Below are 13129 nucleotides of genomic sequence, written 5' to 3'. Positions count from 1 at the left end.
GAAAATCCTGCCTCGGGCGTGTCGCCGCTCGGTAGAACGTCAGCCCTTATCCCGCAATCCTTCAGCCCGCTTTGTCCGGAAGCACGAACAGGGTGAGGAAGCGCGCGGCCAATGCTCTGTCCCCTTCAACGCGAAGCGCGCCATCCTGCTCCAGCGCGTCGAGCGGAACGCCGCCATAAGCGGCGGCGGCCAGCCCTTCGGCCCGCCCGATGAAATGCGCGCCGATATCCCTTGCTTCCTCCCGGACGACCGCGATTTCGCCGTCCGCGACGGTCGCGACGAAATCTTCGCTGCCGAGGGTAAAGCCAATCCGGGCGGAGAATTCCCCGGCGCGCTGCGCATCGATCATCGTGCGGAAGGAAAGAAGGATCGAGGCGGCGCTCAAGGGCAGGATCGGATCGTGGAGCGGCGAGGACGCGCCCCAGCGGCCGAGCACCTGAAAGATCGGCTCGGACTGATAGCCCCAAGGGGTGAGTTCATAGACCCAGGCCGAAGCGGGCGGCGGCAGGCGCTTGCGGGTCAGCACGCCATGCCCCTCCAGCCCCTCCAGCCGCTGCGTCAACACATTGGCGCTGATTCCGGGCAGGCTGGCCCGAATGTCGCTGAAGCGTTTCGGGCCGAACATAAGCTCCCGCATAACGAGGAGAGCCCAGCGCTCGCCCACGATATCCAGCGCATGCGCGGCGCCGCACGCATCGTGGTAGCGGCGGCGGGAAGACTTGCCTTCAGTTATCTTTTCTAACTGCATAGTTGCAATATATGACTCCTATGCTTAGGGTGCAACCATCGAATCGGAGAAAAGGGAGCAAAATCCGATGGCCAAGATGATTTTCGTGAACCTGCCGGTGACGGACCTGCAGAAATCCACCGCTTTCTATGAAGCCATCGGCGCGACGAAGAATCCGCAATTTTCGGACGACACCGCGTCCTGCATGGTCTTTTCGGACACGATCCACATTATGCTGCTCACCCACGACAAATATCGCCAGTTCACGTCGAAGCGGATCGCCGACGCGCATGAAACGAGCGCGGTGCTGATCTGCATTTCCGCCGACAGCCGCGCGGACGTGGACCGGATCGCCGAGGCGGCCCTCGCGTCCGGCGGACGCCAGCCGCGCGATCCGAACGATCATGGCTTCATGTATGAGCGCGCGTTCGAGGATCCGGACGGCCACACCTGGGAAGTGATGCATATGGACATGGAAGCGGCGGCCAAGGCGATGGCGGAACCCGCCGCGGCCTGAGCGGGACGAAACGAGGAGAGGTGAGATGAGCTATATCGAAGGTTTCGTGACCCCCGTTCCCAGCGCGAACAAGGAGGCATACCGAAAGCATGCCGAGAGTGCGACGGCGATGTTCAAGGATCTTGGCGCGACCCGCCTTTACGAAGGCTGGGGCGACGATGTCCCGGACGGCAAGCAGACCGACTTCAAACGCGCCGTGCAGGCGAAGGCGGATGAGACGGTGCTCTTCTCCTTCATCGAATATCCTTCGAAAGAGGTGCGCGGTGCCGCCAACAAGAGGATGATGGACGATCCGCGCATGGAGGATATGGCCAAGGACATGCCCTTCGACGGGATGCGGATGATCTGGTCGGGCTTTTCCCCCATCCTCGACAAGGGCGAGGCGGGCAAGGGCCGCTACCTGGACGGCTTCGTGGCGCCGATCCCGGCCGGGAACGAGCAGGCCTATCGCGACCTGGCGGAGGTCGGCGCGCAGGTGTTCACCGAATATGGCGCGACCCGGGTGGTCGAGACGTTCGGCGACGATGTCATGGACGGCAAGGTCACCGACTACAAGAAGGCCATCGAAGCGCGGGACGGCGAGACGATCGCTTATTCCTGGATCGAATGGCCGGACAAGGACACGCGCGACGCGGGCTGGAAGAAGGTGATGGAGGATCCGCGCATGCAGCCTGGCGACAAGCCGATGCCGTTCGATGGCAAGCGCATGATCTATGGCGGTTTTGCGACTTTGGTCGACAGCCTGGGAGGGATGGCATGAGCGACAAGATCATCCCCTGCCTGTGGTTCGACAAACAGGCCGAGGAAGCGGCGAACTTCTACGTGTCGCTGCTCCCCGACAGCCGCATCGACACGGTCAATCGCGCGCCGGACGATTATCCGTCCGGCAAGAAAGGCGACGTGCTGATCGTCGAATTCACGCTGGCCGGGCAATCCTATACGGCGCTGAACGGCGGGCCTTATTTCACGCCCAACGAGGCCGTGTCCTTCCAGATCATGTGCGACGACCAGGCCGAGGTCGACCGGCTGTGGGAGGCGCTCTCCGCCGTGCCGGAAGCGGAGCAATGCGGCTGGGTGAAGGACAGATACGGCTTTTCCTGGCAGATCGTGCCGAAGCGGATGAACGCGCTGCTCGCCGATCCCGATCCGGCGCGGGCGCAGCGGGCGTTCAAGGCGATGATGGACATGAAGAAGCTCGACATCGCGACGCTGGAGGCGGCGGCCGATGGCGCTTGAGCTCTTCGCCCACCCTTTCTCCTCCTATTGCCAGAAAGTCCTGACCGCGCTGTACGAGAACGGCACGCCGTTCGACTATCGCGCGTTGGGCCCCGACACGCCGGAGAATGGCGCCCGCTTTGCCGGGCTGTGGCCGATCGGCAAGTTTCCGGTGCTGGCGGACGATGGGCATATGGTCGCCGAGGCGAGCGTGATCGTCGAATATCTCGACCTGCGCTATCCGGGTCCGGTGCGCTTCGTGCCGGAGGACCGGGAGACGGCGCTGGAGGTTCGCATGCTGGACCGCGTCTTCGACAATTATGTGATGACGCCGATGCAGCGGATCGTCGCCGATTTCATGCGGGCGGAAGCGGAGCGGGACAGGCGAACCGTGACGGAGGCGAAGGCGTTGCTCGACCGGAGCTATGCCTGGCTCGACGCGCGGCTGGATGGCCAGGCATGGGCGGCGGGAGAGGATTTCACCCTCGCCGATTGTGCCGCCGCGCCGTCGCTCTTTTACGCCGATTGGGTGCATCCGATCCCGGCGGGCATGACCAATCTCAAGGCCTATCGCGCCCGGCTGCTGGCGCGGCCCTCCTTCGCCCGCGCGGTGGACGAGGCGCGGCCCTACCGCCCGCTCTTCCCGCCCGGCGCGCCGGACCGGGATTAAGAAGGAGGTTTCGAAGATGACCGATACGAACGGATTCGAATTGTCGATCACTCGCATCATCGATGCGCCGCGCGAGATCGTCTATCGTGCCTGGACAGAGCGTCTGCCGGAATGGTTCGCGCCGAAGCCTTGGACGACGAAAGTGATCGAGCAGGATTTCCGTGCCGGCGGTCGCTCCGCCGTCGTGATGACCGGCCCGAATGGCGAGACGTCGGAGGGGGACGGCGTGTTCCTGGAAGTGACGCCGAACGAACGGATCGCCTTTACCGATGCTTTCAAGGCAGGCTGGGTGCCGCAGGGGCCGTTCATGGTTGGGGTGTGCACATTCGAGGACGCGGAGGACGGCAAGACGCGTTACACGGTGACGGCGCGGCATTGGACCGAGGACGCGATGAAGAAGCATCGGGAGATGGGCTTCGAAGCGGGTTGGGGGCAGGTGGCCAGCCAGCTTGCCGAGATCGCGGAGGAGATGGCGCGCTAAACCCCTCCCCTCGATGGGGAGGGGCTGGGGAGGGGTGATGTTTTCGGAAGGAACGCGCTCTACGTCGTAGATCACCCCCACCCAACCCTCCCCCATCGAGGGGGAGGGCTCGAGAGGGATGAGAGGGCTTAAGCGAACGCGGGACGACCTTTTAGCTGCTGATAGGCTTCGATCACCGCCTGCAGCGCGCGTTCGTGGCTGCGGTCGCCGCCATTCCTGTCGGGATGGAATTTGTGGACGAGCGCGGTGTAGCGCTGGCGGAGCGCCTTGCGGTCGGCGTCGACGTCGAGGCCGAGGATGCGAAGGGACTTGCGGTCCTTCTCACTCAGCTCCTTGCCGTCTTTCCGCTCATGCGCGCGGCGCTTGAAGCGGGCGCCGATGGCGTCCAATGGATCGGAGAAGTCGGCCCATTTGGGCGGGGGCGTGGTGCCCGCGGTTGCGAAGGCGCGGGTTTCCCGGTCCCAGCCGCCATAGGGCGTTTGCGCCGCTTCGATCTCCTCCGGGCTCATGCCTTCGAAATAATTATAGCCGCTGTTGAAGGCGCGGACGTGGTCGAGGCAGAGCCAGCGCCAGTCGCCCGGCCCGTCGAAACTGGCGCGGCGATCCGCAGGCGCGCGGAATTCGCCGGGCTCAGCGCAGCCGGGGGCGGAGCAGGGCTGGCCGCGATTGTCCATCCGTCCGTGGAACCGTGCCCGCTTTCGTTCCGTCTCGCTCAAAACCCTGCTGCCTTTCACCAAGCAAACGGCCTATATGGGGATTATGTCCGAACCTTGCACCGGCCCCGTCGCCGCCGAAATCACGAAGCGGCTGACCGAAAGCCTCGATCCGTCGCACCTCGTCGTCCGCGACGACAGCGAGATGCACCGCGGCCATGCCGGCCACGATCCGCGCGGCGAAAGCCATTTCACGGTGGAAATGGTGTCGGCGCGGTTCCAGGGGTTGAGCCGCGTGCAGCGGCAGCGGCTGGTCAACGAGGCGCTGGCCGAATTGCTGAAGGAACGCGTCCATGCCCTCGCAATCAGGGCCAAGGCGCCGGGGGAGTAGCCGGTCATGCCGGACTTGATCCGGCTCCATGAACACGAACTTCTCCGGATAAAGCCGTGTTCATAGACCCTGGATCAAGTCCAGGGTGACGACTGGAGGGGTAACCGGTAAAAGTGCCTCACAGCCCGGAGCCGCATATGACCGACGACCTCATTCTCCAGACCTTGCTGCCCACCACCCACGATCTCGGCGGGTTCAAGGTGCATCGCACCTTGCCGCACAAGGAGCGGACGATGGTGGGGCCGTTCATCTTTTTCGACCAGATGGGACCGGCGCACCTGCCGCCGGGCGAGGGGATCGATGTCAGGCCCCACCCGCACATCAACCTCGCGACCGTCACCTATCTGTTCGCGGGCGCCATCGATCACCGGGATTCGCTGGGCACTTTCCGGACCATCGAGCCGGGCGCGGTCAATCTGATGACGGCGGGAAAAGGCATCGTCCATTCGGAACGCTCGCCGGCCAGCATGCGTCCGGGCGGGCCGGAACTGTCCGGCATCCAGACCTGGCTCGCTTTGCCGCAGGCCAAGGAAGAAATGGACCCGGCCTTCGAGCATGTCAGCAAGGACGCCCTGCCGGTCGCGGAAGGAAGCGGTGCCCGCGCCCGGATCGTGATGGGGACGCTTTGGGGCTGCGCCTCGCCGGTCACCTGCCACAGCGAAACCATCTACGCCGACATCGCCCTTTCCGCGGGCGGAAGCATTCCGGTCGATCCGTCCGCCGAGGAGCGTGCGCTCTATGTCGCGGAAGGGGATGCCAGCCTCGACGGACTGCAGCTCGATCCGGGGACGCTCTACGTCCTGCGCCCCGGAACGCGCGCGACCTTGCGCTCGGAACGCGGCGGCCACGTCATGCTGTGCGGCGGCGCGACGATGGACGGGCCACGCCATGTGTGGTGGAATTTCGTCTCTTCCAGCCGCGACCGCATCCGCCATGCGCGGGAGGAGTGGAAGGCGGAGCGCTTTCCGGTCGTGCCGGGGGACAATGTGGACCGCATCCCGCTTCCCGAAGTGCCGAAGACGGTCAGCTATCCCTAGCTTGTATCCCGGCGAAAGCCGGTATCCAGAGGCTGGGCTCCGGCCTTCGCCGGAGCACTAAGAGGCGGTAACCGGCAGCTCCGGAACCAGCGGCTGCCCCGCCGCCTGCTTGGCCTGAATTTCCGCGATGGCGCGCTTCGCCGCTTCCATGCGCGCGCCCCGGCCCGGATGGGTGCCGTCGGACAGGAAGCCTGGGCCCATCGCGCGGCCGTAACGGTCCCAGAAGCCGGGCGCCGCGCCGATGTCGAAGCCCGCTCGCGCCATCAGATAGAGGGCGAGATAATCGGCTTCCTTCTCCGTCACCTTGATCTTGCCCGCGCTGCCGTCGAAGGTCTTCAGGAGGCCTCGCGAGACGTTCTGCGCGTCCAGCCGGGCGCGGTGGCCCAGGATGTTGTGGGCCATTTCATGCGCGACAATGAGGGCGAGCTCGTCGTCATTCTTGGCAAAGGCGACGATGCCGGTGGTGAGCTGCGCATAGGTGCCGTCAGCCGAGGCGTTAAGGCGGCGGGCGGGGATGAGCTGCACGCGCGACGCGCAGCCGGTTTCGGGCTGGAGCGTGATCGTGCGGGCTTGTCCGTCGCCGGCGATAATGAGGTCCACCGGGCCTTGGGCGAGGAGGCTTTCCAGCCGTTCCTCGAAGGCCTTGATCCGCGCATAGCTTCTCTTCTTCGAAGGCGCCGCGGCGAGCGTCTGACCGGCCATCGCGGCGATCCGGTCGCCGACCTTGAGGCCCGCACGCTCGGCGGCGGAGCCGGGGGCGACGAGAAGAACGACGGGCGTGTCGGTGAAGCCGAAGGTCGCGGCGACGATCTTGCGCGCCTTGGGGTCATATTGGTCGAGGGCGTGGATCGAGAAGCCCGGCACCGGCTCGACCTTGGGGCAGATTTCCCGGTTGGCGAGCGCGATGCGATGGCCGATGGTGGCGACGCGCTGGTCCAGGGCTTGTAGCGCGCGCAAGGGCGCGCCGGGTTCTTCTGCGCGAAGGGGAGCGGCGAGCGCCAGAAGGGCAAGGAAGGACAGGAGCTTGGGCATATGCGAACGCTAGACGAGGCCGGATGCCAAGGCGAGGGAGAACCGGCGATGAACGAGGGGCTGGAACGGATCGCGCTGTCGACGGGCGTCATGCTCGCGGTGCGGATGGCTGGGCCGCGCGAGGCCGATCCGATCCTCTTCCTCCACGGCTTTCCCGAATCGCACCGCACTTGGCGGCATCAGGTCGCGGACTTGTCGCGCGATCACTTCTGCGTCGCGCCGGATCAGCGCGGTTTTGGAGCGTCGGACAAGCCGGGCGCGGTGAAGGCTTACAAGACCGACAGGATCATCGAAGACTTGATCGCGCTTGCCGACCAGCTTGGGATCGGGCGCTTCACCCTGGTGGGCCACGATTGGGGCGGCGCGGCGTCGTGGCTCGCGGCGCTGCGCCATCCGGACCGGGTCGTGCGGCTGGTCATCGTTAATGCGCCGCATCCGCTCATTTTCCAGAAGAGCCTGATCGACGATCCGGAGCAGCGCGCCGCGTCCCAATATATCCGCGCCTTCCGCAATCCGCTGATGGAGACGGGGGTGAGGGCGATGGGATTGGAGCGCTTCTTCGAGAAGAGTTTCGGCGCGCATGTCGACCTTGCGCGCATTCCCGAGGAGGAAAAGCAGGCCTATCTCCGCGACTGGGGGCGGGAGGGGGCGCTCACCGCCATGCTCAACTGGTATCGCGCGTCGAACATCAAGGTGCCCAAGACCGGCAGGCGGGCGATGAAGCCGCTCTGGACGCACGCGCCTTTTCCGAAGCTCAAGATGCCGGTGCTGGTCGTCTGGGGCATGAAGGACAAGGCGCTGCTGCCGGTGCAGCTGGAGGGGCTTGATGCGCTGGTCGATGATCTGGCGTTGGTGCGGGTGGAGGATGCGGGCCATTTCGTCCCCTGGGAAAAGCCGGACGCGGTGACGGGGGCGATTCGCGATTTCCTCTCCACCTGACGCCTTCCTGGCGGACGGGATTTCGGGACGAGATGGCACCCTTCTCCCATGAGATTCCGGCTTCCGCCGGAATGACGACAGAAAGTGGGGAGTGGCGCTAGCGGGAGGGGTGTGGTGCTTTTCGCGGCGTGCCGCTATGCCGCGCCTCATGTCCGCGACTCCCGCCCGTTCGAAATCCCGCTCCGCCGCCCGGCTCGCCGCCGTGCAGGCGCTCTATCAGCAGGAGATGGAGAAGACGCCGCTGCGCACTTTGCTCCACGAATTCCACCATCACCGCCTCGGCGCGACGATCGAGGAGGTCGAATATGCCGATGCGGAAGTCGATTTCTTCGACGATGTGGTGAGCGGCGTCGACGCGCGCCGCGCGGAGCTGGACGGGATGATCGAGAAGAGGCTCGCCGAAGGCTGGAGCCTCTCCCGCCTCGACAAGCCGATGCGCCAGATCCTCCGCGCCGGCGCCTATGAGCTCGCCGCCCGCATCGACGTGCCGACCGGCAGCGTCATTTCCGAATATGTCGACGTGGCCCACGCCTTTTACGACAAGAAGGAAGCCGCCTTCGTGAACGGATTGCTGGACGCCATCGCGAAGGACGTGCGTGGCTAAAGCCCTCCCCCTCGACGGGGGAGGGTTGGGTGGGGGTGATGGTTGGCGTAGGGTGCCATCGTGAAAAGCCACCCGCCATCAGGATCGACGAAGCGCGCACGGGAATTGCGCGGTAATCCTACGGAAGCCGAAAAGACGATGTGGAAGTTGTTGCGGGAGGATTTCCCGGAGCAGCGGTTCCGACGCCAAGTGCCGATCCGGCATTATATCGCCGATTTCGCGAGTCATCGCGCCAAGATTGTTGTTGAAGTCGACGGAGGGCAGCATTCGGAACAAGCGGATGCGAACCGAAGCAAAATGATCGAGGCCGAAGGTTATCGTATACTTCGCTTTTGGAACAATGACGTTCTTGAGAACCATGAAGGTGTTGCTGAAGCTATCTTCTTAGCTCTACGTCCGGCATCACCCCCACCCAACCCTCCCCCATCAAGGGGGAGGGCTTTAGAACGCGACTTCATTTCCAGTCTGCGCGGCGTCGTCACCGATCCCGCCGCCCGTGGACTAATCGACGATGCCGCCGTTTTAGAAGTAAGCGGGACGAAGCTGGTCTTGACCCATGATATGATCGTGGAAGGGGTCCACTATCTGCCCAGCGACGCGCCGGAAGATGTCGCCTGGAAGCTGGTTGCGGTGAATCTGTCCGATCTCGCGGCGAAGGGCGCGGGGCCGCTCGGCCTGATCGCAGGCTATTGCCTTGCAGGCGATGCGGATTGGGATGACCGTTTTGTACGGGGATTAGGCGAGGCGGCCCGGACGTTCGCCGCGCCTCTGCTCGGCGGAGATACGGTGGCGGTGCCGGAGGGGTCGGCGCGCGTGCTTGGCCTGACCGCAATCGGCAGTGCGGCTCATGCGCCTGCGCGCAACGGGGCGCGACCGGGCAATCTTGTCTGGGTAACGGGCACCATCGGCGATGCCGGCGCCGGGCTGGACATTGCCGCAGGGCGCCTGGAGGGGCCGGGGGGACTGGCCGAACGCTATCGCCGCCCGATGCCACGCCTGGCGGCGGGACAGGCGCTCGCGCCCCATGTCGATGCGATGATGGACGTGTCGGACGGTCTGTTGATCGACGCTTCCCGCATGGCGGAGGCGAGCGGCGCTGCTTTTGTCGTCGATTTTGCCCGCATTCCCCTGTCGGGAGATTTCGAGATTGCCTTGGGCAACGACCGCCCGGCGCGCCTCCGGGCGGCGACGGCGGGGGACGATTATGAGCTCTTGTTCGCCGCCCCGCCCGAGAAGAGCGAAGAGATCGGCAGGATTGCCGACAGGCTCGGCCTTCTTATGACGATGATCGGCGAGGTCCGTGAAGGCCTGGGCCTCCGCCTCGTCGAAAATGGAGAGGAAATCCCGCTGCCCTCCCGCCTCGGCTACGAACACGGCGCCTGATCGCGACTCTTGCAACCGCGCGCGCCGCTGTTACACCTTGGCGCCAAACCGGGCATGCCAAAGCAAAGCAATCCTGCCCGGGAACAATCAGGGGAAGGAAACTCAATGACGGTTGTGCTAGTCGCCATCGCCTGCGGGATACTCGCAGTGCTCTATGGCTTCGTGACCTCGCGGCAGGTGCTCGCCGCGCCCGCCGGGAACGAGCGGATGATCGAAATCGCCGGCGCCATCCAGGAAGGCGCCAAGGCCTATCTCGGCCGCCAATATACCACCATCGCCGTCGTCGGCGTGGTGGTTGCTGCGCTGGTATTCTACTTTCTCGGTTTGACCGAGGCGATCGGCTTCCTGATCGGCGCGATCCTGTCGGGCGTCGCGGGCTATATCGGCATGAACATTTCCGTGCGCGCCAACGTGCGCACCGCCGAAGCCGCGCGGACCAGCCTGCAGAGGGGCCTCACCGTCGCGTTCCGCGCGGGCGCCATCACCGGCATGCTGGTCGCGGGCCTCGCGCTCCTCGCCATCGCCATCTTCTTCTACGTGCTGGTCGACGGCGGCGCCGAACCTGCCAGCCGTGAAGTGGTGGACGCGCTCGTCGCGCTGGCGTTCGGCGCTTCCCTCATCTCCATCTTCGCGCGCCTCGGCGGCGGCATCTTCACCAAGGCCGCCGACGTCGGCGCCGACCTCGTCGGCAAGGTCGAGGCGGGCATTCCGGAGGACGATCCCCGCAACCCGGCCGTGATCGCCGACAATGTCGGCGACAATGTCGGCGATTGCGCGGGCATGGCCGCCGACCTTTTCGAAACCTATGTCGTGACCGTCGGCGCGACGATGGTGCTCGTCGCCCTGCTCGTCGGCAGCGCGGCGTCCAATATCCTCAATCTCATGTCGCTGCCGCTCATCATCGGCGGCGTGTGCATCATCACCTCCATCATCGGCACCTACATGGTCCGTTTGGGCGCCAAGGAATCGATCATGGGCGCCCTCTACAAGGGCTTTTGGACCACTGCGATCCTGTCGGTCCCGGCGCTTTATATCGTCACGCAATGGGCGCTGGGCGACATGAACGCCGTCATTGGCGGCGCGGAACAAGCGGCGGGTCTTGAAGTCGAACCGCAGGTCGCGGCTGCGGCGGCGGGCTTTACCGGCTGGGATCTCTTCTATTCGATGCTGGTCGGCCTTGCGGTCACCGGCCTCCTCGTCTGGATCACCGAATATTATACCGGCACCAACTACCGCCCGGTGAAGTCGATCGCCAAGGCCTCCCAAACCGGCCATGGCACCAACGTCATCCAGGGCCTCGCGATCAGCCTGGAATCGACGGCGCTGCCGACCCTCGTCATCTGCGTCGGCATCATCGTCGCCTATCAGCTTGCGGGCCTCATCGGCATCGGCTTCGCGGCCACCGCGATGCTGGCGCTGGCGGGCATGGTCGTGGCCTTGGACGCCTATGGTCCGGTCACCGACAATGCGGGCGGCATCGCCGAAATGGCGGGGCTTGAGGATGCCGTACGGGTGCGCACCGACGCATTGGACGCGGTCGGCAACACGACCAAGGCGGTGACCAAGGGCTATGCGATCGGTTCGGCCGGTCTCGCCGCCCTGGTGCTGTTCGGCGCCTATACGACCGATCTCGGGCTCTACTTCCCGGGCGTGGCGGTCGATTTCTCGCTGTCCAATCCATATGTCATCGTCGGCCTGCTCCTCGGCGCGCTTCTGCCTTACCTCTTCGGCGCGATGGGCATGACCGCCGTCGGCCGCGCGGGCGGCGCGGTGGTCGAGGAAGTGCGCGGCCAGTTCCGCGACAATCCGGGCATCATGGAAGGCACCAGCCGCCCCAATTATGCGCGGACGGTGGACCTCGTCACCAAGGCAGCAATCCGGGAGATGATCATCCCTTCGCTGCTGCCGGTGCTGGCGCCGATCCTCGTCTATTACGTCATCAGCTGGACCGCGGGCCAGGCCAACGGCTTCGCGGCCCTCGGCGCCCTGCTCCTCGGCGTGATCGTCTCCGGCCTGTTCGTCGCCATCTCGATGACGAGCGGCGGCGGCGCCTGGGACAATGCCAAGAAATATATCGAGGACGGCAATTACGGCGGCAAGGGCTCGGAAGCCCATAAGGCGGCCGTGACGGGCGACACGGTCGGCGATCCCTACAAGGACACCGCCGGTCCCGCCGTCAACCCGATGATCAAGATCACCAACATCGTGGCCCTGCTGCTCCTCGCGGCGCTGGCGGGACACGGCGCGGGCTGATCGGCTGATCTTTTTCAAGGGAGAGGCCCGTCCGAATATTCGGGCGGGCCTTTTCTGTTGCGGCCGGTTTCCATCCGTCTATCAGGCGGCATGACGCGGATCGGGGCCTTCGAAAATCAGCTCGCGCAATTAAGCGCGGCGGGACGGCTGCGGCGGCTTTCGCCGCGCGCCGGACGGGATTTTTCTTCGAACGACTATCTCGGCCTGGCGGGCGATCCGGGGATCGCGCGCGCGGTGGCGGAGGCGGTTGCGGCGGGCGTGCCGGTGGGATCGGGCGGATCCCGGCTGCTCCGCGGCAATGCGCCCGAACATGAGGCGCTGGAGGCGAAGGCCGCGGTCTTTTTCGGAGCCGAAACGGCGCTTTTCTTCTCCTCCGGCTTTGCCGCGAACATGGCTTTGTTGTCGACCCTGCCGCAGAGGGGCGATCTCATCGTCGCCGATGCGCTCGTCCATGCCAGCGCCCATGACGGCCTGCGGCGGGCGCGGGCGGAACATGTTTTCGCCGCCCATAATGACGCCGATGCCTTCGAAACCGCGATCCGCGCCTGGCGGCGGCGGGGCGGCACGGGGCGGGTATGGATCGCCGTCGAAACCCTCTATTCGATGGACGGCGACCGTGCGCCTATTGATGCGCTGGCCGCTCTCGCGGAGGCGGAGGATGCCTGGCTGCTGATCGACGAGGCGCATGCGACGGGGGTCTTCGGCCCGGCCGGGCGCGGCCTCGCCGCCGCGCTGGAGGGGCGGGACAATGTCATCGCCCTCCACACGTGCGGCAAGGCCCTGGGCGTGGAAGGCGCCATCGTCACCGGTCCGCGCGTCATGATGGATTTTCTCGTCAATCGGGCGCGGCCCTTCATCTTCTCGACCGCGCCGTCGCCGCTGATGGCGGTCGCCGTTTCCGCCGCGCTCGACCGGATCGCGGCGGGCGACGATCTCCGCGCGCGCCTGGCGGAGCGCGTCGCCTATGCCGGGAAGCGGATTTGCGCGCCTTACGGCCTTCCCCGGCCGGACAGCCAGATCCTGCCCATCATTCTGGGCGGTGAAGGGCGCACCATGGCGGCCGCCGCAGCGTTGCAGGAGGCGGGGTTCGACGTGCGCGGCATCCGGCCGCCGACCGTGCCGGACGGGACGTCGCGCCTGCGCATTTCACTGACGCTCAACGCCGGGCTGGACGATATCGACGCGCTGTCCGGCGCGCTGGCCGATATCATGGAAAGGGTCTCTTGA

General features: G+C 65.5%; 15 protein-coding genes and 1 pseudogene. 13 read left to right on the top strand and 3 right to left on the bottom strand.

What is annotated here, in order from left to right:
• Positions 1-61: 61 nt before the first annotated feature.
• Complete coding sequence (locus IC614_RS08900; protein ID WP_200970980.1) at positions 62-748, bottom strand: winged helix-turn-helix transcriptional regulator; 687 nt, start codon at positions 746-748, stop codon at positions 62-64.
• A gap of 67 nt (positions 749-815) precedes the next feature.
• Here IC614_RS08900 and IC614_RS08895 point away from each other — a divergent pair, with 67 nt between their 5' ends.
• Genes IC614_RS08895 through IC614_RS08875 form a run of 5 tightly spaced genes read left to right on the top strand, consistent with a single transcriptional unit; the run spans position 816 to position 3610 of the window.
• Positions 816-1244 (top strand): VOC family protein, encoded by a 429-nt coding sequence (locus IC614_RS08895; protein ID WP_200970979.1) that lies wholly within the window; start codon positions 816-818, stop codon positions 1242-1244.
• 25 nt (positions 1245-1269) lie between these two features.
• On the top strand, positions 1270-2004 hold the full coding sequence (locus IC614_RS12475; protein WP_200970978.1) for a DUF1428 domain-containing protein: 735 nt from the start codon (positions 1270-1272) through the stop codon (positions 2002-2004).
• Entirely contained in the window at positions 2001-2480 is a 480-nt protein-coding gene (locus tag IC614_RS08885; RefSeq protein ID WP_200970977.1) for a VOC family protein, read from the top strand. The genes IC614_RS12475 and IC614_RS08885 overlap by 4 nt, the downstream gene beginning before the upstream one ends.
• Positions 2470-3129 (top strand): glutathione S-transferase family protein, encoded by a 660-nt coding sequence (locus IC614_RS08880; RefSeq protein WP_200970976.1) that lies wholly within the window; start codon positions 2470-2472, stop codon positions 3127-3129. Before IC614_RS08885 ends, IC614_RS08880 begins: the two co-directional genes overlap by 11 nt.
• 16 nt (positions 3130-3145) lie before the next feature.
• Positions 3146-3610 carry an SRPBCC family protein gene (locus IC614_RS08875; RefSeq protein WP_200970975.1) on the top strand — a complete coding sequence of 155 codons (465 nt, stop codon included), beginning with the start codon at positions 3146-3148 and terminating at the stop codon, positions 3608-3610.
• A 128-nt stretch (positions 3611-3738) separates the two neighbouring features.
• On the opposite strand, the gene IC614_RS08870 is transcribed toward IC614_RS08875, so the two are convergent.
• Positions 3739-4284 carry a J domain-containing protein gene (locus IC614_RS08870; RefSeq protein ID WP_200973172.1) on the bottom strand — a complete coding sequence of 182 codons (546 nt, stop codon included), beginning with the start codon at positions 4282-4284 and terminating at the stop codon, positions 3739-3741.
• Positions 4285-4369: 85 nt separating this feature from the next.
• Here IC614_RS08870 and IC614_RS08865 point away from each other — a divergent pair, with 85 nt between their 5' ends.
• Together IC614_RS08865 and IC614_RS08860 are read left to right on the top strand one after the other, a co-directional pair.
• Positions 4370-4654: a BolA family protein gene (locus IC614_RS08865; RefSeq protein ID WP_200970974.1), complete on the top strand. Its 285-nt coding sequence runs from the start codon at positions 4370-4372 to the stop codon at positions 4652-4654.
• A gap of 137 nt (positions 4655-4791) precedes the next feature.
• Positions 4792-5691 (top strand): pirin family protein, encoded by a 900-nt coding sequence (locus IC614_RS08860; RefSeq protein ID WP_200970973.1) that lies wholly within the window; start codon positions 4792-4794, stop codon positions 5689-5691.
• A gap of 57 nt (positions 5692-5748) precedes the next feature.
• Here the strand turns inward: IC614_RS08860 and IC614_RS08855 are convergent, their stop codons facing one another.
• Entirely contained in the window at positions 5749-6723 is a 975-nt protein-coding gene (locus tag IC614_RS08855) for a M48 family metallopeptidase (protein WP_200970972.1), read from the bottom strand.
• Here IC614_RS08855 and IC614_RS08850 point away from each other — a divergent pair, their 5' ends adjacent.
• From IC614_RS08850 to IC614_RS08825, 6 genes and pseudogenes are all read left to right on the top strand, one after another.
• Positions 6724-7662 (top strand): alpha/beta fold hydrolase, encoded by a 939-nt coding sequence (locus IC614_RS08850; protein ID WP_226372615.1) that lies wholly within the window; start codon positions 6724-6726, stop codon positions 7660-7662.
• Positions 7663-7810: 148 nt separating this feature from the next.
• The gene (nusB, locus tag IC614_RS08845; RefSeq protein WP_200970971.1) at positions 7811-8266 is read left to right on the top strand and encodes a transcription antitermination factor NusB; all 456 of its coding nucleotides are present in this window, start codon (positions 7811-7813) and stop codon (positions 8264-8266) included.
• Positions 8267-8404: 138 nt separating this feature from the next.
• Positions 8405-8599, top strand: a pseudogene (locus tag IC614_RS12410) (DUF559 domain-containing protein); the annotation flags it as partial.
• 123 nt (positions 8600-8722) lie between these two features.
• Entirely contained in the window at positions 8723-9649 is a 927-nt protein-coding gene (gene thiL / locus IC614_RS08835) for a thiamine-phosphate kinase (RefSeq protein WP_200973170.1), read from the top strand.
• Positions 9650-9754: 105 nt separating this feature from the next.
• Positions 9755-11902, top strand: coding sequence for a sodium-translocating pyrophosphatase (locus tag IC614_RS08830; protein ID WP_200970970.1), 2148 nt, complete (start codon positions 9755-9757; stop codon positions 11900-11902).
• Between the two features lie 90 nt (positions 11903-11992).
• Positions 11993-13129: an 8-amino-7-oxononanoate synthase gene (locus tag IC614_RS08825; protein WP_200970969.1), complete on the top strand. Its 1137-nt coding sequence runs from the start codon at positions 11993-11995 to the stop codon at positions 13127-13129.

The organism is Sphingosinicella flava, from assembly GCF_016025255.1.
In the GTDB taxonomy this organism is placed as follows: domain Bacteria; phylum Pseudomonadota; class Alphaproteobacteria; order Sphingomonadales; family Sphingomonadaceae; genus Allosphingosinicella; species Allosphingosinicella flava.
The sequence above is the reverse complement of the archived record's forward strand: the minus strand, read 5'-3'. Positions and strand labels throughout refer to the sequence as shown.

What these genes read in the sequence shown, in the direction of transcription:
- IC614_RS08900 (WP_200970980.1), bottom strand. Translation starts at nt 748, where the DNA reads ATGCAGTTAGAAAAGATAACTGAAGGCAAGTCTTCCCGCCGCCGCTAC.
- IC614_RS08895 (WP_200970979.1), top strand. Translation starts at nt 816, where the DNA reads ATGGCCAAGATGATTTTCGTGAACCTGCCGGTGACGGACCTGCAGAAA.
- IC614_RS12475 (WP_200970978.1), top strand. Translation starts at nt 1,270, where the DNA reads ATGAGCTATATCGAAGGTTTCGTGACCCCCGTTCCCAGCGCGAACAAG.
- IC614_RS08885 (WP_200970977.1), top strand. Translation starts at nt 2,001, where the DNA reads ATGAGCGACAAGATCATCCCCTGCCTGTGGTTCGACAAACAGGCCGAG.
- IC614_RS08880 (WP_200970976.1), top strand. Translation starts at nt 2,470, where the DNA reads ATGGCGCTTGAGCTCTTCGCCCACCCTTTCTCCTCCTATTGCCAGAAA.
- IC614_RS08875 (WP_200970975.1), top strand. Translation starts at nt 3,146, where the DNA reads ATGACCGATACGAACGGATTCGAATTGTCGATCACTCGCATCATCGAT.
- IC614_RS08870 (WP_200973172.1), bottom strand. Translation starts at nt 4,284, where the DNA reads ATGGACAATCGCGGCCAGCCCTGCTCCGCCCCCGGCTGCGCTGAGCCC.
- IC614_RS08865 (WP_200970974.1), top strand. Translation starts at nt 4,370, where the DNA reads ATGTCCGAACCTTGCACCGGCCCCGTCGCCGCCGAAATCACGAAGCGG.
- IC614_RS08860 (WP_200970973.1), top strand. Translation starts at nt 4,792, where the DNA reads ATGACCGACGACCTCATTCTCCAGACCTTGCTGCCCACCACCCACGAT.
- IC614_RS08855 (WP_200970972.1), bottom strand. Translation starts at nt 6,723, where the DNA reads ATGCCCAAGCTCCTGTCCTTCCTTGCCCTTCTGGCGCTCGCCGCTCCC.
- IC614_RS08850 (WP_226372615.1), top strand. Translation starts at nt 6,724, where the DNA reads ATGCGAACGCTAGACGAGGCCGGATGCCAAGGCGAGGGAGAACCGGCG.
- nusB (WP_200970971.1), top strand. Translation starts at nt 7,811, where the DNA reads ATGTCCGCGACTCCCGCCCGTTCGAAATCCCGCTCCGCCGCCCGGCTC.
- IC614_RS08830 (WP_200970970.1), top strand. Translation starts at nt 9,755, where the DNA reads ATGACGGTTGTGCTAGTCGCCATCGCCTGCGGGATACTCGCAGTGCTC.
- IC614_RS08825 (WP_200970969.1), top strand. Translation starts at nt 11,993, where the DNA reads ATGACGCGGATCGGGGCCTTCGAAAATCAGCTCGCGCAATTAAGCGCG.